This window comes from Paenibacillus sp. J22P169 (assembly GCF_059691995.1).
Window position 1 is genome coordinate 729,898 of record NZ_JCAUAO010000002.1, and the last position, 20,038, is coordinate 749,935.

Here is a 20,038-nt window from a genome sequence, read left to right on the forward strand (position 1 = left end):
GGATGATTCCAGTGTTCAAAAAGTTTGCAGCAGATGCATTAGGCTTAAGCGATATCGGTAAAGTGATTAGTCCAGCGGATTTCGATAAGGTCGATTCTGATGATTATGTGATGCATGAGGATGGCGAGAAAATCTTCTTCATCATCAAGTCTAAGAAAGATGAATATTGCTTTACCAATCTTGCCCTTATACATTTGGACGGAGATAGTGCAATTAGCTCTAAGCGAGTGCTGAAGCGTTATAGCTACCATACACATGCCATATCCGAAGTGTATATGGAAACGGCAGGAACGATCGATCTAGACGTTGAGATCAAGTTCATTATCGGTCATACGAACTTCTCTATTGATGTGGATAAGAAACAAATTGAACAGATCAAAGACTTGTACAAAGCATTGATTAAAATTTCGGAGACGGTAGCACATAACGCGGAGTTATTCGAGTACGCCAAGCAAAGCGTAGCTGTTGCGAAGGAAGCAACAGGCCGAATCTCAACACAAACGACTTCTCCAGTCACCCAATTCGATGCGATTAACGAATCCACCTACAATTGGTTGAAAGGTAAGCACACGGAGTTAAAGGTCAAGGATTTCGGTGCCATCTTCGAACGTTATATCAATAACTAAAATAAATGAAAGAAGCCTTGCTGCTGCAAGGCTTTTTTGTTTGCTGTAGACTGCAAAAAGTAGATAAAAACGAGATCAGTCAAAAAAATGGTTATTTTTTTAACTTGATAATCTAAAAAAATGCATATAAAATCCTTAGGTAAGCGTTATCAAACCGTGTGTACATAACAAATATGGATGACTGGAGGAATGACATGAGAGCAGGGAAATATTATTTTAAGCTGCTTCTGGTCATTTTTATCGTAGCGTTACTCTATGCATCCGTGACTTCAGGGGTTTATTACTACAATCAGAATGAATTTGCTGACAAACGTATTGATGCGCAGCAACGTGTGCTGATCGAGCAGGTTCGCGACAAAATTGACGGCATGCTGCTATCTTCCCTAAACAGTATCAATCGATTAAAAAGTAATGATAAGATCGTAGATTACAGCCGAGGGAATGGCACAAATCCTTACTTCAATACCTTAGCCTTAGGGGAATTGAGGACGAATAATGATGCTTATGCGAACATTGGCTTTCGCATTGATATGACGATGAAAAATTCAGGGACGGTCATTACGCCAGACTATACGATTGATACCGATAGATATCTTCAAGAGCAAGGCTTGAATAAAGAGCAAATTTCGCAGAAGCTCTTTGGTCCAGCATCCGAGAGCAGGCCGACCTCCATCTATGAATTAGAAAGCTCAGCCTCGCAATCGGTGAAATTAGCTGTAAAGGCTAAGCTGCCGAGCGCTCAAGACGTTTATTTTTTCGTAACCTTCAAGGCGGATGCGTTCATACCGGCATTAGGTCAGTTGACTAATGAAGCGATCTCTATTTTGTATAAGGATCAAATGATGTTTTTCTACACAGGCGATAAAGATTTAAAGGAGCAAAGCGTATTCTTACATAAGCAATTATTATCTTATAATGCGGGCAAACAGTTCGTCCAAGTCGAGATGCAGCCCGAAGCGGATCAGACCTTTTATTTGTTGTCCAGCAAAGTATTGAAAGATTGGAATTATAGCTACATTATTAATAAATCAGCAGCAGCGCGGGTGAGCAACGGTGTGCTTCGCAATTCGCTCATCATTGGATTACTCTGTCTGATCGCTGGAGTCATCATAGCCGCTGTGCTTGCAAGAAACGCGTATAAGCCCGTCCGGACGTTAGTTCATTATCATGAGGCAGCCGGCAATCGGAGAAAAGTACATGGAAAGGAAGATGAGTTTTCCTTCCTTAGATCAGTGACAGATACGTTTCAAAGTACAAACAAAGAGCTTACGGAGATTATTAGACATCAAAAAGGTTCCTTACAATCTAAATATTTAAGAGATTTGCTGATTGGCAAGGTTTCCTATGCCGCTATTGGCGAAGAGCTGTCGAAACAGGAACTGCAGGTCATTGAGCTGCCTTGTTCAGTCGCCGTATTTGAAATGACAGACATTAAATCGCTGGACACGATGGAGAGAGAAAGTGTTCTGGCACTTAAATCGCAATTTATAGCGAAGGCAGAGGAAGATTTTCGAGATGCTGGAAACGGCTTTGTCGTAGATTTAGACTTTCATCGTCTTGCGATTCTCGTGTGTGGAAAAACGGTAGATGACATGACCAAGTTCTGTAATCAATACATCCAAGAGATGGATCGTAATTATCCTTTAAAATGGAAAGCCGTCGTAGGTCGTACCGTAAATGAGTATGCGGATATCGAAAGATCATATAGAGATTGCTTGTATTTGCTAGAGCTAGGCTTTGAATTTACGCGAAAATCTGTTATCTCCGAGGAAGATCGATCTGCCTCCTTTGCCAACCATTTGTATTACCCGCTGGAGGCGGAACGTGAGCTCATTCAGGCGATTATGACAGGTGATGAGCAGGAATCCGAAAGCTTGATTAATCAACTGATCGCCCGGAATTGTGACTCTGAGGATGCAAGAAGCGGGAATATTAGCAGCTTAACTTTTGCTTTCATAACCACGATTAATCGGATGTGCTTGCAGCTGCAAATACAGTCTTCAGACATCTTTGGACAAGAGTGGCAGGTTCGCTTGCTTCAAAACCAGGAGCATGTGGATGGGTATCGACAATCCATGATGGATTTGGTCCGAGAGCTGCTGAATAAAGTAGAAGTTAAAAATGCAGAGTTGGATCATGTATTGACGGATAAAATGGTTGCTTATATTCGTGATCATTATGACAAAGATATTGGATTAACGGATATAAGCGAATATCTGCAGCTATCCTCGAGTTACGTCAGCGTCATATTCAAACAGTATACGGGTGAAAATTTCAAAGATTATTTAAATATGTATCGGGTCAAAAGGGCGAAGGAATTGTTAGAGCGAGATGATGTCAAGATTCAGGATTTGGCATTGCTCGTCGGATGCAACAACGCGAATACGTTTATCCGAATTTTTAAGAAATACGAAGGGATTTCACCAGGCCAATACATGAAAAAACGAGATGCAGATGCGGGCTAGCCCACATCTGCATCTCGTTTTTTTTGGATATATAGGCGATATATCCTGATATATTGCGGTTCTACAAGATCGTGATCATCACAAATATTAATGATTTACGGTGAACCCATTCAACCTTTATAACTGAGCTAAGAACCAAACGATGAGCACATATCCAGTATGCAGAAGGAAGTGAATGAATTGATTGGCAGAAATGTAAACGGTATCACGAGTAGAGTGAGAAGGGATTACGCCTTATATCTATTATTGGCCCCATTCGTATTGTGGTACTTCCTGTTCCAATATAAGCCTATGTACGGGTTGATTGTGGCCTTCCAGGAGTACAACTTATTTAAGGGAATTAAGGGAAGCCCATTCGTAGGCTTTGCAAATTTTGAGGTCTTTTTCAAAAGTCCCTATTTTCTACGAAACATTTCGAACACAGCTTTGATTAGTCTGTATAGCCTGATCTTTGCATTTCCAGCTCCTATTCTATTAGCTCTTCTCCTTAATGAGGTGAGAAAGCTTTGGTTTACCAAAATTATTCAGACGATGACGTACATGCCGCATTTCATTTCCATTGTCATTGTCGCAGGGCTCGTAACTAACTTTTTGGCTCCAACGAATGGTTTCGTCAATATTCTGATTGAGAAGCTGGGCGGAGACAAAATTTACTTTCTAACTATACCGGAGTATTTCCGAACGATCTTTATCTCGATGGGGATCTGGAAGGAAGTCGGCTTTGGTGCCATCATCTACATCGCCGCTTTATCAGGGGTTAATCCGGAGTTATACGAAGCAGCAACTATGGATGGGGCGAACAAGCTGAAACGGATGTGGCATATTTCCATTCCTGGCATTTTACCTACGATTGTCATTATGCTGTTGCTCCGAATTAGTAACTTTCTTGAAGTTGGACATGAGGCCATCATTTTGTTATATCAGCCTTCAACCTATGCAACGGCAGACGTGCTAAGCACATATACCTATCGTTCGGGACTAGTCCAAGGCAAATATGATTTGGCCACTGCTGTGGGGCTCTTTAACAACACAGTAGGTCTAGTTCTGGTTTTCCTAAGCAATAAAATTAGTAAAAAATTAACCGGCAACGGACTGTGGTAGGTGACTAACATGAGACTATCCAGAGGAGAAAAGATTTTCTCCGTCATAAACTATTTGTTTCTTTCATTACTGGCATTATCCGCGATTTATCCTTTCATTTATGTATTCTCCGCCTCCATAAGTAAGGCACAGTATGTCTTAAGAGGCGATGTCATTTTACTGCCTAAAGGGATTACCTGGGAGTCCTATAGGACGGTGTTGGCAGAGAAGGGGCTCTGGATTGCTTATGCCAACACGATCTTCTATACGGTAGCAGGTACGCTTGTTAATCTGCTCTTTACAACGATGGGGGCCTATCCTCTGTCCAAAAAACGATTAATAGGCAGAACAGCCATCGGTTTCTTCATTGCTTTTACGATGATGTTTAGCGCAGGGATGATTCCCACCTATTTGAACCTTAAGGATTTGGGCCTGCTGAATAGCCGAACAGGATTTTTGCTCGCTTTTGCGATTTCCACGATGAATGTCATCATTCTTAGAACGTTCCTGCAGGCCATACCTGAGGAAATGGAAGAGTCGGCGAAGGTAGACGGGGCCAGCGACTGGCGAATTCTCTGGAGCATTTATCTCCCGCTTTCTAAGCCGGCGTTGGCAACAATTGGCCTATTCTACGCAGTTGGGCATTGGAACTCTTATTTCTGGGCGATGGTGCTGCTAAAGGCTGAATCGAAAATGCCTTTACAGGTTTTGCTGAAGAAGCTAGTCGTGCAAATGGAAGTATCTGACGAAATCAAGAACTTGAGCGATTTAAGTGTCACGGCGCAAGAAACGGTCATCTATGCCACGATTATTGTGGCGACGCTGCCGATTCTGATTGTCTATCCATTCGTTCAGAAGTTTTTTGTAAAAGGTGTCATGATTGGCTCTTTGAAGGGCTAGTTCAATTCTTGGTCATAGGACCGGGATTGTTAACTTATGGAATTACGTCACATGACGTTTTTCTTATATATAATAAACATATAATGGGAGGTTTAAGATCAATGAAGAATAAAAAATCACGCATGAACAAAGGGATCTCGTTGGTACTAACTATGGGACTTGCAGCAGGATTAGTTGGCTGCAGCACGAGCAGCAACAGCAGTGAGTCACCTGCAGCAAGCAAGGCGCCTGCAGCGCCAGAGCCTAAGAAATTAGCCGGCAGCCTGGTGAGTGAGAAGCCTCTTGATCTTACAATACATATGCATTATGGCGATCGCTTCGCGTTTGATAACAACTGGGCGGTGTTCAAGAAGGCTGCCGAATTAACGAATGTGAACTTGAAAGGCACAGGACCAAGCAGCGGCTCCAAAAGTGGCGAAATGTTCAACCTGATGATCGCATCCAATGAAGTTCCCGATATCGTTCACGGTTTCCGTGAAACCATGAAAACATATGGCCCGCAAGGTGCATTGATGGACTTAACCGATTTGATTAATAAAAACGCTCCGAACCTTAAGAAGTTTATGGATAAAGACCCTGACTACGCAAGATATGCGAAAGCTGCTGACGGTAAAATGTATTTCATTCCTTACGTCTATGATGGAAGCGGTGTAAGCAAAGGCTGGCTCATCCGCAAGGATTGGCTGACGAAGCTAAATCTTCAGGTTCCTAAGACATATCAGGACTATTACAACGTGTTGAAAGCGTTTAAAGAAAAGGATCCGAACGGCAATGGAAAAGCAGATGAAGTTCCATACTTCAGCAGAGATACGAGCGGTATCTATGATCTGCTTGTGTTCTTTGACGCTACCTACGGTGGAGATCTAACGCTGCAATGGGCTGAGTCTGGAGGCAAGCTTACTTATGGACCTACGCAGCCGCAATTTAAGAACGCAATGGTCAATATTGCCAAATGGTATAAAGAGGGACTTATTGACATTGAAATCTTTACTAGAGGGGCAAAAGCCAGAGACGTCCTATTGGGTGAGAACAAAGGCGGATCAACGCATGACTTCTTCCCTAGTACATTGAATTTCAATCGTTCATTAGCTACGCAAGTTCCAGGCTTTGAATTAGCCGTCATTGCACCTCCTCAAAACGTAAATGGCAAGCATGTCGAGTCAACATGGCAGCAAAAATTCGGTAATCATGGCATGGGCATTGGCGCGAAAAATAAATACCCAGTAGAATCGATTAAATACTTGGACTTCTGGTTCTCGGAAGAGGGCAGCCGCTTGGCTAATTTCGGGGTTGAAGGACAAACGTACACGAAGGAAAACGGTCAAATTAAAATGATGCCTGAGATTATGAAAGGTACGCCTTTGGAAAATATGTATAAGTTCGGTGCACAGCATGAATTCGGTTATGTTCAATCGCTTGAGTTCACTAAACTTGTGTCTACACCAGATTCCATCGTAGCTGTCGAAGACTACTCCAAAAACCAGTATATGAAGAAACCATTCCCAATCTTAAATTATACGGCAGATGAGAAGAAGAAATTTGATCAGTTGTCCGTGGCGATTAATACCTATGTGAGAGAAATGGTTCAGAAGTGGATTATGGGTGCGGAAGATGTCGAGAAGAGCTATGACGGTTTCATGAAGAAGCTGAAAGATATGGGAGTAGATGAATTCACTGAGGTGCAGCAATCGGCTTACAGCCGCTATATGAAATAAGGGATTTTAGGAAATGGTCAAAGTAGGTGATTATATTGGCTGGCTGGATGCAGTTGAGAGATTTGGCAAGAGAAGAAATTCGGCAGAAGCGAGAAGAAGGCTGTGACGTAAAGGAATTTGAAGCACGATGGGCGGCTTCAAAAGAATGGACGGAAATTGAGTTAACGGAATTTTACCAAGCCCTAACTCATCTAAGCCCTCAATCGGAATTCCCTTTCAACGAGCCGAATGCTTTAGAAGAAATCAGGCAGCTGCGACCGGAAAGTCCGCTTAGAAGCAACCCGTCCTTTACGGATGAAGAATGGAGGGATAAGTTCCATGGCGCATGGCTAGGTCGGTGTTCCGGCTGTGCGCTGGGGCTGCCTTTCGAAACGGCTCCGTTCATGAAAGGGGATGTCTGGCATCCAGGTTGGAAATACGTCGAGCTCTGGTTTAAGGGAGCTGATGCATGGCCCATAACGAATTATGCGCCAATGCACTCGAAGGTAGAAGAGAATTGGGAGATCACGCTCCGTCCGTCGAATGTGCATTCGACACGAGAGCAGATTCAGTTCATGTCCACGGATGATGATATTCGTTATACCGTGCTAGGCTTGGTTCTGTTGGAACAATATGGCTTGGATTTCAACACATGGGATGTGGGCAAGCTATGGCACCAAATATTGCCTTATCAGTCGGTATGCACGGCCGAAACCCAAGCTTATGTGAATTTCGCCCAGGTGACACATCACCTGGGTGCTACACAGCCAGAGGATTGGCAGGATAAGCTGAATTGGGTGAGGCATCATCAGAACCCATATCGCGAATGGATCGGAGCTCAGATTCGTGCAGATGGATTGGCTTACGGCGCTGCCGGGAATCCGGAATTGGCCGCAGAATTGGCCTGGAGAGATGCTTCATTCTCCCATGTGAAGAACGGGGTTTATGGCGAGATGTTCGTTGCTGCAATGATAGCAGCGGCCTTCGTTGAAACGGATATGGAAAGAGTCGTTGAGATTGGCTTGAGTGAAATTCCGCAAACTTGCCGACTAGCCAATGATATTCGCAAGGCCATCCAGATTGCCAAAAGCACGTCGGATCAATTGAAGATGATTGAGCGAATTTGGCATGCGTTCAACCATTATCATGAGGTTCACACCAACAATAATGCTGCACTTGTGACAGCTGCACTCCTTCATGGGGATGGTGATTTTACCAAGGCCATCACAACTGCAGTACTTGGAGGCTGGGATACCGATTGCAATGGCGCAACCGTGGGCTCGATAATGGGCGCTTTCCTTGGCGCGCAAAAAATCCCCTCCCAGTGGACACTGCCCTTGAACGATACACTGTATTCGAATCTCCCAGGCTTCCATCCAATTGCGATATCCGAATGTGCTGAGCGGAGCTTTCGTGTGTTTAAGAAAATGAGATTAGAACCGTAAGTATCTTTTCCAATATGGAGGAGGAACGAGCCTTGAAGAAAATGATATCAGCTCTGCTTTTAGTGATAACGATGCTTGCCTGCGCAAGTATCGTCCATGCGGAAGTCAATCAAACTTTTAGCGGTTGGACGGAAATCAGTGCGAGTGCAGACAGCATGATTGTGTATGTAAGCAGCTCTGAAGGCGATGATACACAGGATGGGCTTTCCACTACCACACCGGTGAAAACGCTTGCTAAAGCAGCCTCAATCGTTCGTGATGGGTATCCGGATCATTTGCTTTTAAAAAGAGGAGATGTATGGACCGACGAAACGTTAGGCCGCTTTAAATCGGGCAGAAGTGCAAGTGAACCTCTCGTACTTTCCTATTACGGTGACGCTGGTGAAAGGCCGAAATTGAAGGTTAGCACTCATTTTATCGACCATAATGGTCAGGTGCGCTCCAATTTGGCCATCATTGGGCTTCATATTGTAGCTTATAAGATGGATCCCGCTGATCCTGCGTTCAATGGTACCTCCATGGCAAGCTTGCGATTCGTGGGCGGCGGGGACAATATCTTGGTTGAAGATTGTAAATTGTCGTTTACGGATATTATTGTCCAGAACTTTTCAACCTTTAAATACCAGAATTTTAAACTAAGAAGATCGATCGTGACAGATGTCTGGGCACCGAATACGTCAACCAGCAATGCGGTTAGACCATCAGGGATCTATGCTACGAGTGTAGACGGACTTCTTTTGGAAGAGAATTTATTCGATCACAACGGTTGGAATGAAGCTGTACCTGGTGCTGGAGCCAACCAATATAATCACAATATGTATATCCAGACTAGCAACGTTGGTAATCATGTGATTGTGCGAGGAAATGTGATTGCGCGTGCTTCCAGTCATGGCATTCATGGTCGTCCAGGCGGCTTATACGAGGATAACCTGATTGTCGAGAATTCCATCGGTTTGCAGATGGGCTATAGTGGTACGCCATTGGCAGCCGGAACGTTCGCACATGCCAAGAATAACGTCATTTTGGCAGGAAAAAGGATGGATCCAACCAACAGCACCGCACCAAGAACTGCGGCTGTTTGGGGGCTATGGCTGGATGATCTGGGGAGCGGAACGGTCACACTAGAGGGCAACATTGTTGCTAATCGAAAAGAACTAGGCTCCTACGTCGGCATTCGGAATTACGCTGGAATCAATTATGAGGGGAATATCCAGTATAACTGGGGCGGCGGCATCGGGGATATGGCTAATCCCACTTGGGACGACCCGACGCGATCTGTTGATTCCTACCATGGCACACTAGGCAAAACAGCAACTTTGGAAGCCTTTTTAACAGAAGCCAGAAATCGTGGGCTACAAGAATGGCCGCTTGAATACACAGCCTATCAGGTCAATGCTTACATTCGAGCTGGATTTAAAGATACGAAAGCGCCTACAGCAACAGTGACATACAGCACGGTTGAACCTGGGGCAGAGGAAGTGACAGCAACGATAACACCAAGCGAAGCTGTGACTATCACGAATAATGAGGGGTCAAGCAGTTACAGATTCCTTTATAACGACACCTTCACCTTTGAATTTGTGGATGCGTCAGGAAATCGCGGTATAGCAACTGCGACAGTGGCGAATATCACCTCCCAAAGTAAAGGTAAGCCTGGCAAGCCAGTTTTAAGCGATGACAATGGACATGATACAGGACTTCTAGATGGTCAATATCAAGTGAAAATGAATATGTATTACGGAAATAACGGCAGAATTTATAAGCTTTACGAGAATGACGTCTTAATTGATACCGTTATTCTGAAGGATGATTCACCGAATGCGCAATCCGTTACGACTTCCGTATATGGCAAGAAGAACGGCAGCTATCGTTACTACGCGGAGCTAACGAATGCATTCGGCACGACAAGAAGCGATACGCGAGAGATTAAAGTAACGAATGCTGACCCTGGGAAAGCGGTGCTTTCTTCTGACAATTGGGATGGGGATGGGAGCTACAAGGTTAGCATGAATATGTGGTGGGGGACGAACGGCTCGACCTATAACCTCTACGAGAATGGCGTGCTCGTTCATACACAGACGTTGACTCAGCAAACACCTGCCGCCCAATCATCCGTAGTTCAATTATCGAATCGAGGCGTTGGTACATATGCGTATCGCGCAGAGCTCGTTAATGAGGCAGGAGCATCATCAAGTGATGTATTCATTGTTAAAGTAACGAAGTAAGCACAGTTCTTTTGCTTGGGATATCAAGACAAAGAACCGCGCATTGCGCGGTTCTTTGGTTTAACGCAAGAAGGGAACAACACTTGAATAGGAGTGAAATGTAGAATGACTGACAAGCAGCCTAATATCCTCCTTATTATGGTAGACCAACAACGGTATGACTGCTTGGGATACAGTCGTGACTACCCTGTGCACACCCCTCATCTGGATAAATTGGCTGAACAGGGCATGTGGTTCACACACGCATTTACCCCTATTCCCTTATGCAGCCCTGCTCGCCAGTCGTTCCTGGCAGGAAGGCGAGCTGAATCGCTGGGCACATTATGGAATTATAATTTAGGACCACAGATCCCAGATCTGAGTCCCGATGTCTACGTTTGGCCACGCGATTTGCTTGAGAATGGGTATCGCAACGGATATATAGGCAAGTGGCATGTAAGTCAGAACCACGATCCGCGGGCATTTGGGTATGACACCTACATTGGGGAAGAGATGTATAATCAATTCCGAAAAGACAAGTATCCGGACCAGCCGCTGCTGCATACATTCCCGAGCTATGTCGATACTGTTCCAATTGAGGACTCGAGAACACATTGGCTTGCGGAGCAGACGATTCGAGTGATGAAGACCTATCAACAGCAGGCAGGGCCGTGGCATATTCGGTTTGATCTCACAGACCCTCATCCTCCCTATGTACCTAACCAAGCTTTTGCGGACCAATATGTACCTGCTGATATTCCTGTTTGGCGAAGCTTCTCTGAAACGTTTGAAGGGAAGCCTTATATACAGAGGCAGCAGCTTGTAACTTGGGAGCTGGAGCAGTACACATGGGAGGATTGGGCACCCATAGTGGCGCATTATTATGCTCATATCACCCAAACAGATGACGCGATCGGTAAACTCCTGGCAGCTCTTGAAGAAAGTGGGGAATTAGATAATACCCTTGTCATCTACACGACGGATCACGGCGATATGTGCGGTAGTCATAGGATGTTCGACAAGCATTGTGTGATGTACGACGATATCGTCCGAGTGCCGATGATTGTGCGTTGGCCAGGTGTTGTGCAAGCTGAGAGTTTCTGCGATGCGATGGTTTGCAATTTACTTGATCTCGTACCCACGCTGCTTGAAGCGGCAGGTGTGGCATTGCCGAACGTTAAGCTGCATGGTCGCTCGCTCCTTCCTCTTTTGCAGGGGATGACGCCAGAAGATTGGCCGGAGCAGGTTGTCTCGACATATAATGGCCAGCAGTTTGGACTCTATATTCAGCGGATGCTAAGGACGAAAGAATGGAAATATATTTGGAATCCAACTGACGTCGATGAGCTATATGATCTGCAGAATGACCCAGATGAGCTTCGTAACATGATTGACGATGCCAGTTTAACAACGATGTTAAGTGAATTTAGAGCGAGATTATACGAGCTGCTGCTAAGGGATGAGGATCGAACAGTCAAGAACATGTGGGTATACAATCAGCTCATCAAAGGTCGAAAGCTCCCACTTCCAAGAATTTCAGAATAAACGACAAGGGGACTTCAAGACATGATGAAGGTTCGGAAGCCCAACTTAACCCTGTATAGTAAGCTAGTTTTATCTATCATATTGATCGTTGCGCCGCTCTACCTTGTCAATTTGAAAATGAACGAATCAGGATCGGACACTGTACGTGAGGAAATCGCCAAATCGACATCGAACCGTGTTCATTTTTATCTGGAGCTGTTGGAGCTTGAATTTAGCAAAATTATGACGCTCAGCAAGGAATACTTGCAGGATGAAGATGTTTTGAAGCTTAGCGTCGCGTCGAAGGTCATGGAAGATTTCGAGCGGACGCGGACGCTATTAAGGGTACAGAAGCAGATGATGCTGTTACAAGCATCAAGCAGCTATGTCAGCGATGCGAGCATTTATTTCTCCGACATGGATCGGGCGATTTCTTCTGACCAATCCGTCATTCAGATCAATCGAGATAAATTTCAGGCGTTGTCGGTGCCATCCAAGCGACAATCGCCATTTACGCTATGGAATGACCGACTATTTATTAATTTTCCTTATCCGGAATACGCGATTCCTGTACAGCAGCCATCGTTTCTGCTAAGCATCGAGTTGAACCAGAAGAAGCTGATGAGCGTACTTTCACAGTTCACGGATGTGCCAGGCGGCGGTGCGATATGGGTGGATAATGATGGGAAATGGAGCATGTCCAGTAGTAAAAATGTCGAGTTGGATGAACAGATGGAACATTGGTTTGCGAATAAGCGTTTCGCTGAGGAACGACCGGGAATCGATACAGAGTCTCTACAAATTGGAGAAATCCGTTATTTCGTAGCGTATGAGAAATCGAAGACTTTGGGGTCTACACTCTTGATGTATTTACCAGAGACGAGCGTGCTTGGGCCTCTGCAGAAGTATCGCACATGGTTTTGGGTTCAATCCGCAGTATCGCTTGTCTCGATTGTCTTCTTCTCCTATATGATTTACCGCCTGATCCATCGACCGCTCAAGACGCTGGTTAAGGCATTTCGAACTGTAGAGCAGGGTAATCTCAATCAGGAAGTCAAATACCGGTTCAAGGATGAATTCTCCTATTTATTTATCCAGTTTAATGGCATGGTTAAACATTTGAGGATCCTCATCCATGAAGTGTATGAGCAGAAATACCGTGCGCAGCATGCCGAGTTCAGACAGCTTCAGGCGCAGATCAATCCACACTTCTTATATAACAGCTTCTTTACGCTCTCTAATATGGCACAGAATGAAGAGTATGATAACGTGGCTCTATTTACACGCTATTTGGGCGAATATTTTAAGTTTATTACACGCGATGGCTCGAGGGATGTAACGTTGGAGGCCGAGCTGCGTTTTGCACGTGCCTTTACGGATATCCAGGCATTCCGGTTCTCTCGCCGCATCCGGGTAGATTTCGATCCAACCCCGGATGCGTTCGAATTGATCTATGTGCCGAGACTTATCATTCAACCGTTGATCGAGAATGCCTATAATCATGGTTTGGACAACAAAGTGAAGGATGGTATCATCCGAATTTTGTGTGGTCAGCAAGAAGACTTCTTGTATATCCGTGTTGAGGATAATGGTGATGAGCTTTCTGACGAGATTCTCGCGGAGCTTAGGCGTCGAATGAAGGTTGAATCAGAATCGATTGAAACAACGGGACTTGTCAATGTTCATCGGCGAATTCGTATTCAGTTCGGAGAGGGAGCTGGTCTGGTGCTTTCTCGGAGCGAGCTAGGCGGTCTTCGCGTTGAGATCCGAATTCCGATGGAGGGGCGATAACGTATGTATCGATTGTTGATCGTAGATGACGAGCCGATTCTTGTCGACGGCATGTATCGGCTTCTAAGCGAGATCGAAGATTTCGAGCTTGAGCTGCTTCGCGCTTATACGGGCGCAGAGGCGTTGGAGTGGCTGAACCGGATGCGTGTCGATGTGGTTATGACCGATATTCGCATGCCGGGTATTAACGGACTGGAGCTGCATCGGCGGATTATAGAGCGATGGCCTGACTGCAGGGTCATCTTTCTAACCGGCTATAATGACTTCGAGTATGCACAGGAAGCTCTGCGAAATGGCAGCGTCGATTATATGCTCAAGACAGAGCCTCCGGAAGAAATTAGAGCATGCGTTCATCGTGTGGTCGCCACTTTGGCTGATTACCGTGCCAATCAGCAGTTCGTGATCAAGGCGCAAGAGCAATATCGGCGAGCAATCCCCGCCTTGCAACGGGAATATTTGCTCGGGCTATGCGAGGGTGCTTATTCAACCTACAACAGAGGGCAGGATGCATTAGACGAGCTGGTTATTGGCTTGCGTGCAAGTGAGCCTGTCATGCTCGTAACCGGCAGAGTTGATCGCTGGAAGGAAGATATGCTCCCATCCGATAAAGCACTGTTGATGTACGCAATTCATAATGTGGCGGAAGAGTTTCTCGCTTCCTGCAACCTATATGCGGTTGAGCTGGACCGCAGTCGCTTTGTATGGCTGATCCAGTCCAAGCTGGCTGCAGAGGCGGGAGAATTCCCTGGTGAAGAGGCGCAGAGCAGATACATTCAGTTCGTGCACGGCACCTTGGAGTTAATTCAATCGACATGTAAGCAGCTGCTCCAATTACCAATATCGCTGGCTGCCTCTTTAACTCTGCAGCCTTGGAGCAGCTTGCATCTCGGCTGCGAGCGACTGTGGATGCGACTAAACCGTGGGCTGGGTCTTGGCGAGGAAACGCTGGTCATTGATGACTCGAATTCGTTTGTTGGCAAATCGGATTCGTTCGAGCTGCAGAAACAGGAAATTCGGGTTCTGGTGAAACGCATGGCTGGAACTGAGCTATTGTTCGAACATGGAGAACCTGGGGAGTGGGTTCGGCTGATGCAGGATCTGATGCACTTGTTCGGACCTTTCTACGCGGACACGCAGTTTTTCATGGAAGTGTACTATGCTGTCGTTTCGCAGCTCTTATCACAGCTGAATAAATGGGGCGGCGAAGGCCAAACGGAGTTGGAGCTCAGCAAACTGACCAGCTTCGAACTTCATCCGGGGCGCCAAGATGCTTTCCGCCATTTGGTTACAACTGCTTTAAGCATGCTGGATGTTCAAAAATGCGAGAAGGATGTGCAGTCACATCAGGTTGTGGAGCATTTGAACCGTTACATCGAGGAGCATCTGGATCAAGATTTATCGCTGACAGCACTGTCGGAAGTTGTGTATCTCAATCCTTATTACTTATCCCGTCTGTACAAACAGATTGCCGGCTGTAGCTTGACTGATTATATTATTGGCGTGCGCCTGAGTAAAGCCAAGGTATTGATTGCGCATTCCAATCTGAAGATTCATGAGATTACAAAGCAAATCGGATTTGAGTCGCCGGCGTATTTTGCCCGCGTTTTCAAGAAAAGATTGGGGCACACTCCGCAGGAGTATCGAGATATGCTCAAGAATTGAGGCATTAGGCAATCTTATGCAAATAGTGCAAGTAATGTGCAATTATTCGTATATCAAGCAAAATATGGCCTCCTTATAATGGGGATGTAAACGCTTTATTTTCTTTCAAAAAAAGGGAGGCCACCTAATGAAACCAATGAAATCTGCTAGTTCGCTTATTGCACTTAGTGCCATGTTAGTTGTATCTGCTTGCAGTTCGTCACCTACACCTTCTTCCAGCGACGTGCCTAAATCTAGCTCGTCACCAGTACCGGTGTCTGGACCATTGGAGAAGTATACAACTCCAATCGAAGTGTCTACAGTCAGAGTTGTAGATGCGACTGTCAAATTCGCAAACGGCGATACCATTGAGAATAATGTGTGGGCCAAAGCCTTTCAGGATGATCTTGGAATTAAAGTGAAATATAACTGGATTGCCACCAATAATGATGACGCGACGCAGAAATTGAATGTCATGATCGCCTCAGGCGATCTTCCTGACTTCTTTGGGGTAACGCCGATTCAGCTGAAGCAGTTGGTTGACGCTGGCATGGTGGAGGATCTAACGGATCTTTATGCGAAGTATGCGACACCTCTGACCAAGAAGTTTTTGGATGGAGAAGGTCCTGAACAGCTGAATTCGGCTAAGTTCAACGGGAAGTTGATGGCGATTCCAAGTGGAGGCTCCTCCATCGACGGTGCTCCTCTCCTATGGGTTCGTACAGATTGGCTGAAGAAGCTGAATCTGACTGAACCGAAAACGATGCAGGATGTCTATAAAATTGCAGAAGCCTTCACGAAGCAGGATCCGGATGGAAACGGCAAGAACGATACATTTGGTCTAGGTATTAATAAAGGAATTGGTGCAAGCGGTATTATGGGGCTATCTGGCTACTTTAGTGGCTTCCAAGCCTTTATGGGGAATTGGGTGAAGGATGCCTCCGGGAATTTGGTTTATGGGTCGGTACAACCGGAGATGAAGCCGGCGCTGCTCAAGCTGCAGGAGATGTACAAAGCAGGCTTCCTCGATAAAGAATTCGGCGTGAAAGATGGGAACAAAACAGGCGAGGATGCGGTCGCAGGCAGGATCGGACTCTATTATGGCTCGATGTGGAATCCGATTAGTCCGCTGCAGAAGGGGAAAGATCTGGATCCTAAGATGGAATGGCAGGCGTATCCGATCGTTTCTGTAGATTCGAAGCAAGCTAGACCTCCTGTTGTGAATCCGACCTCCTCTTACTATGTCATAAAGAAGGGGGCCAAAAATCCAGAAGCCCTTCTGAAAATGATCAATTTGTATGCGGAGAAGGGCTGGGGCGAAAAGCAGGAATACAGCAAGTATGTTGCCTCCAGTGATGGGATCGAATTATTTAAATATGCGGCGTTCCGAATCGTGAACCCTAATAAAAATATGGAAAATCATTTAGCTGTTGTCTCCAGCCTCAAATCAGGAAGTACGACCAAATTTAATGCTGAGCAGCAGATCACCATCGACAAGATCAAGGCGTTTAAGAATGGCAATAACAAAGAGTGGAATCAAGACCGCGTATTTGGCGAGAGTGGTTCGTTTGCCGTTCTTAATCACTATCAGAAGCAAAGCTTGCCGCTTATGAATCAATTCTTTGGTGCGGCTACGAAGACGATGGGCGAGAAGAAAGCAACGCTCGACAAAATGGAAATAGAAACGTTTACGAAGATTATTATGGGTGACCCGATTGAAACTTTCGATAAGTTTGTTGAAGACTGGAAGAAGTTGGGTGGAACAGACATGACGAAAGAAGTTAATGATTGGGCAAAGCTGGTCAAATAAACATACAGCTCCCTTCATAAACTTGTGCAATTAATGCAAGAAAAGTGTAATTATTAGTATATAAAGCAAATAATGGCTTCCTTATAATGAAATTGTAACCAACGTTACAGGAAGCAGCATGTCTCTAGTTGCGAGTCCATATGGAGCGGTTGTTGCTGATAACGGGGAATACAAACATCATTTGTCTATCAAAAAGTGGAGGCTAACCAATGAAACCTACGAAATCTGCAATTACTTTTCTTGCTTTAAGTGCCATGCTTGCTACTTCGGCTTGCAGCTCTTCATCTACACCGTCTTCAAGTCCAGTGCCTGCCGCAAGCCCATCTTCACAAGCTTCTGGACCTCTGGACAAGTATCCAACTCCCATAGAAGTGACGACGGTCAGAACCGTAGACGCGAGCTTCAAATTTGCAGGCAGTGATACGATTGAGAGTAATGTGTGGGTACGAGCTTATTTAGATGAGCTGGGAATCAAGGTGAAAAATAACTGGATTGCTACCACGAATGATGATGCGACACAGAAATTGAATGTCATGATCGCTTCAGGAGATCTTCCTGACATTATTCCGGTAAATGCCATTCAGCTGAAGCAGCTCGTCGATGCTGGCATGGTGGCTGATCTTACGGATATTTATGCGAAGTATGTGACACCGCTCACTAAGAAGTTCATGGAAGGAGAAGGACCGGAGCAGCTCAATTCAGCCAAATTCAACGGGAAGCTGATGGCGATTCCGAGTACGGGTTCTTCGATAGACGGTGCTTCACTCCTCTGGGTCCGTACAGACTGGCTGAAGAAGCTGAATTTGCCAGAGCCGAAAACGATGCAGGATGTGTATAAAATAGCGGAAGCCTTTACGAAACAGGATCCGGATGGAAATGGAAAAAACGATACGTTCGGACTGGGTATCAATAAAGGGATCGGCGCAGGCGGCATTATGGGTCTGGCCGGCTACTTCAGCGGCTTCCAAGCTTTTATGGGTAATTGGGTGAAGGATGCATCCGGCAATCTAGTGTATGGTTCCGTTCAACCGGAGATGAAGCCAGCGCTGCTCAAACTGCAGGAGATGTACAAAGCTGGTTTCATGGATAAAGAGTTCGGCGTGAAGGACGGGAACAAAGCGGGCGAGGATGCAGTTGCAGGTAAGATCGGACTGTATTACGGTTCCATGTGGAATCCGATTAGTCCGCTGCAGAAGGGAAAAGATCTGGATCCTAAGATGGACTGGCAAGCGTTTCCGATCGTTTCTGTGGATTCGAAGCCAGCTAGACCTCCGGTAGGGAATCCGGTTTCCTCTTACTATGCGGTGAAGAAGGGCGCCAAAAATCCGGAAGCCCTCATGAAGATGATCAATTTGTATACCGAGAAGGGCTGGGGCGAAAAACAAGACTATCTTAACTTTATTGCCTCCAAGGATGGGCTCGAATTATTCAAGTATGCTGCGTTCAGAGCCGCGAACCCTAATAAAAATATGGATTATCACCTCGCGCTTGCAGCTTATCTGAAGTCAGGAGATACATCCAAATTAACTGTAGAGCAGCAGACAGCCGTTGATAAGATCAATGCATTTAAGAAAGGCGATAACAAAGAATGGAATCATGCTCGGGTATTTGGTGAGAATAGTTCGTTCTCAGTTCTTAATCAATACCAGAAGCAAGGATTGCCGCTGATGAATCAATTCTTTGGCGCAGCAACGAAAACGATGGGGGAGAAGAAAGCCACCCTCGATAAAATGGAGATTGAGTCGTTTACGAAGATTATTATGGGCGATCCGATCGAAACTTTCGATAAGTTTGTTGACGACTGGAAGAAGCTTGGCGGGACAGAGATGACCAAAGAAGTCAATGACTGGGCAAAAGGCGCCAAATAACTATGCACGGCAACAGGAAGAGCTGCGGCCAAAGGCGTATGTCCTTCTGCAGCTCTATCTGTATTCCAATGGGAAGGTGATGTCATGATTCTTAAGAAATGGCGGAGCGAGCTGCCTCTTCATCTTATGCTTCTCCCTGCACTAGTCATCCTGATCGTCTTTAGTTACTGGCCAATGGTCGGAATTGTCATCGCCTTCCAGAAATTTATGCCGGCGAGAGGCATGTTTGGCTCGGAATGGGTGGGATTCAAAAATTTCCTCTACGTGTACAATTTACCGGATACGTTAAGTATCGTATACAATACCATCTTTATTGCTGTCATGAAGATTATTGCTGGGCTTATCGCTCCGATTACCGTTGCGTTATTGCTGAATGAGATGGCTGGAGAGAAAATCAAACGCAGCGTTCAAACACTCATCTATTTGCCTCACTTCTTATCTTGGGTCATTCTAGGCGGTGTTCTGATTGATGTGCTTTCCTTGAAAGGTATTGTCAATCAAATCGGCGGCGTGTTCGGATTCGAACCGACTTACTTTCTAGGTAATAACAACTGGTTTCCTTATGTATTAGTCACAACGGACACATGGAAAGACTTCGGCTTTGGGACAATTGTGTATTTGGCAGCTTTGACGGGAATTAATCCGGCCCTCTACGAGGCGGCAGTTATGGACGGGGCGAATCGTTGGAAGCAGACGCTTCATATTACGTTGCCAGGCATGATGCCGGTAGTTGTGCTGATGACGCTCCTTAGCCTGGGGAACGTGCTGAATGCTGGATTCGATCAAGTATTTAATCTGTATAGCCCACAAGTATATGAGAGCGGGGATATTATCGACACGTTCGTGTACCGGATCGGATTAATCGATGCGCAGTACAGTGTTGCAACTGCAGTTGGCTTGTTCAAATCGGTTGTATCGTTGTTGCTTATCTCCATATCCTATCTGTTGGCTAACCGGTTCGCCGGTTACCGGATCTTTTAAGAAAAGGGA

The 20,038-nt window shown here is 45.5% G+C and carries 14 protein-coding genes; 13 read left to right on the top strand and 1 reads right to left on the bottom strand.

From position 1 onward, the window contains the following. Positions 1 to 11: 11 nt before the first annotated feature. From AC58QG_RS17315 to AC58QG_RS17365, 11 genes are all read left to right on the top strand, one after another. Positions 12 to 626 (top strand): PH domain-containing protein, encoded by a 615-nt coding sequence (locus AC58QG_RS17315; RefSeq protein WP_497363358.1) that lies wholly within the window; start codon positions 12 to 14, stop codon positions 624 to 626. 194 nt (positions 627 to 820) lie between these two features. Continuing rightward, positions 821 to 3,091, top strand: coding sequence for a helix-turn-helix domain-containing protein (locus AC58QG_RS17320; protein ID WP_497363359.1), 2,271 nt, complete (start codon positions 821 to 823; stop codon positions 3,089 to 3,091). A 159-nt stretch (positions 3,092 to 3,250) separates the two neighbouring features. After that, positions 3,251 to 4,192 carry an ABC transporter permease gene (locus AC58QG_RS17325; RefSeq protein ID WP_497363360.1) on the top strand — a complete coding sequence of 314 codons (942 nt, stop codon included), beginning with the start codon at positions 3,251 to 3,253 and terminating at the stop codon, positions 4,190 to 4,192. 9 nt (positions 4,193 to 4,201) lie between these two features. After that, positions 4,202 to 5,071 carry a carbohydrate ABC transporter permease gene (locus AC58QG_RS17330; RefSeq protein WP_497363361.1) on the top strand — a complete coding sequence of 290 codons (870 nt, stop codon included), beginning with the start codon at positions 4,202 to 4,204 and terminating at the stop codon, positions 5,069 to 5,071. Positions 5,072 to 5,172: 101 nt separating this feature from the next. Continuing rightward, positions 5,173 to 6,786: an extracellular solute-binding protein gene (locus AC58QG_RS17335; protein WP_497363362.1), complete on the top strand. Its 1,614-nt coding sequence runs from the start codon at positions 5,173 to 5,175 to the stop codon at positions 6,784 to 6,786. A 35-nt stretch (positions 6,787 to 6,821) separates the two neighbouring features. After that, positions 6,822 to 8,210 (top strand): ADP-ribosylglycohydrolase family protein, encoded by a 1,389-nt coding sequence (locus AC58QG_RS17340; protein ID WP_497363476.1) that lies wholly within the window; start codon positions 6,822 to 6,824, stop codon positions 8,208 to 8,210. Between the two features lie 32 nt (positions 8,211 to 8,242). Further along, positions 8,243 to 10,435, top strand: a complete 2,193-nt coding sequence (locus AC58QG_RS17345; protein ID WP_497363363.1) for a hypothetical protein — start codon at positions 8,243 to 8,245, stop codon at positions 10,433 to 10,435. A gap of 105 nt (positions 10,436 to 10,540) precedes the next feature. Then, positions 10,541 to 11,959 carry a sulfatase family protein gene (locus AC58QG_RS17350; protein ID WP_497363364.1) on the top strand — a complete coding sequence of 473 codons (1,419 nt, stop codon included), beginning with the start codon at positions 10,541 to 10,543 and terminating at the stop codon, positions 11,957 to 11,959. 21 nt (positions 11,960 to 11,980) lie between these two features. Further along, positions 11,981 to 13,729 carry a sensor histidine kinase gene (locus AC58QG_RS17355; protein WP_497363365.1) on the top strand — a complete coding sequence of 583 codons (1,749 nt, stop codon included), beginning with the start codon at positions 11,981 to 11,983 and terminating at the stop codon, positions 13,727 to 13,729. 3 nt (positions 13,730 to 13,732) lie between these two features. Further along, positions 13,733 to 15,391 carry a response regulator transcription factor gene (locus AC58QG_RS17360; protein ID WP_497363366.1) on the top strand — a complete coding sequence of 553 codons (1,659 nt, stop codon included), beginning with the start codon at positions 13,733 to 13,735 and terminating at the stop codon, positions 15,389 to 15,391. Between the two features lie 127 nt (positions 15,392 to 15,518). Then, on the top strand, positions 15,519 to 17,180 hold the full coding sequence (locus AC58QG_RS17365; RefSeq protein WP_497363367.1) for an extracellular solute-binding protein: 1,662 nt from the start codon (positions 15,519 to 15,521) through the stop codon (positions 17,178 to 17,180). A gap of 202 nt (positions 17,181 to 17,382) precedes the next feature. Here AC58QG_RS17365 and AC58QG_RS17370 read toward each other — a convergent pair whose 3' ends face one another. Then, entirely contained in the window at positions 17,383 to 17,532 is a 150-nt protein-coding gene (locus tag AC58QG_RS17370; RefSeq protein WP_497363368.1) for a hypothetical protein, read from the bottom strand. Positions 17,533 to 17,551: 19 nt separating this feature from the next. On the opposite strand from AC58QG_RS17370, the gene AC58QG_RS17375 reads away from it, so the two are divergent. Together AC58QG_RS17375 and AC58QG_RS17380 are read left to right on the top strand one after the other, a co-directional pair. Then, positions 17,552 to 19,048: an extracellular solute-binding protein gene (locus tag AC58QG_RS17375; protein ID WP_497363369.1), complete on the top strand. Its 1,497-nt coding sequence runs from the start codon at positions 17,552 to 17,554 to the stop codon at positions 19,046 to 19,048. An 84-nt stretch (positions 19,049 to 19,132) separates the two neighbouring features. Then, on the top strand, positions 19,133 to 20,029 hold the full coding sequence (locus AC58QG_RS17380) for an ABC transporter permease (RefSeq protein ID WP_497363370.1): 897 nt from the start codon (positions 19,133 to 19,135) through the stop codon (positions 20,027 to 20,029). Positions 20,030 to 20,038: the final 9 nt, after the last annotated feature.

Excerpts from the sequence above, each read along its gene's own strand:
- AC58QG_RS17320 (WP_497363359.1), top strand. The coding sequence starts at position 821 with ATGAGAGCAGGGAAATATTATTTTAAGCTGCTTCTGGTCATTTTTATC.
- AC58QG_RS17325 (WP_497363360.1), top strand. The coding sequence starts at position 3,251 with ATGCAGAAGGAAGTGAATGAATTGATTGGCAGAAATGTAAACGGTATC.
- AC58QG_RS17330 (WP_497363361.1), top strand. The coding sequence starts at position 4,202 with ATGAGACTATCCAGAGGAGAAAAGATTTTCTCCGTCATAAACTATTTG.
- AC58QG_RS17335 (WP_497363362.1), top strand. The coding sequence starts at position 5,173 with ATGAAGAATAAAAAATCACGCATGAACAAAGGGATCTCGTTGGTACTA.
- AC58QG_RS17350 (WP_497363364.1), top strand. The coding sequence starts at position 10,541 with ATGACTGACAAGCAGCCTAATATCCTCCTTATTATGGTAGACCAACAA.
- AC58QG_RS17355 (WP_497363365.1), top strand. The coding sequence starts at position 11,981 with ATGATGAAGGTTCGGAAGCCCAACTTAACCCTGTATAGTAAGCTAGTT.
- AC58QG_RS17360 (WP_497363366.1), top strand. The coding sequence starts at position 13,733 with ATGTATCGATTGTTGATCGTAGATGACGAGCCGATTCTTGTCGACGGC.
- AC58QG_RS17365 (WP_497363367.1), top strand. The coding sequence starts at position 15,519 with ATGAAACCAATGAAATCTGCTAGTTCGCTTATTGCACTTAGTGCCATG.
- AC58QG_RS17380 (WP_497363370.1), top strand. The coding sequence starts at position 19,133 with ATGATTCTTAAGAAATGGCGGAGCGAGCTGCCTCTTCATCTTATGCTT.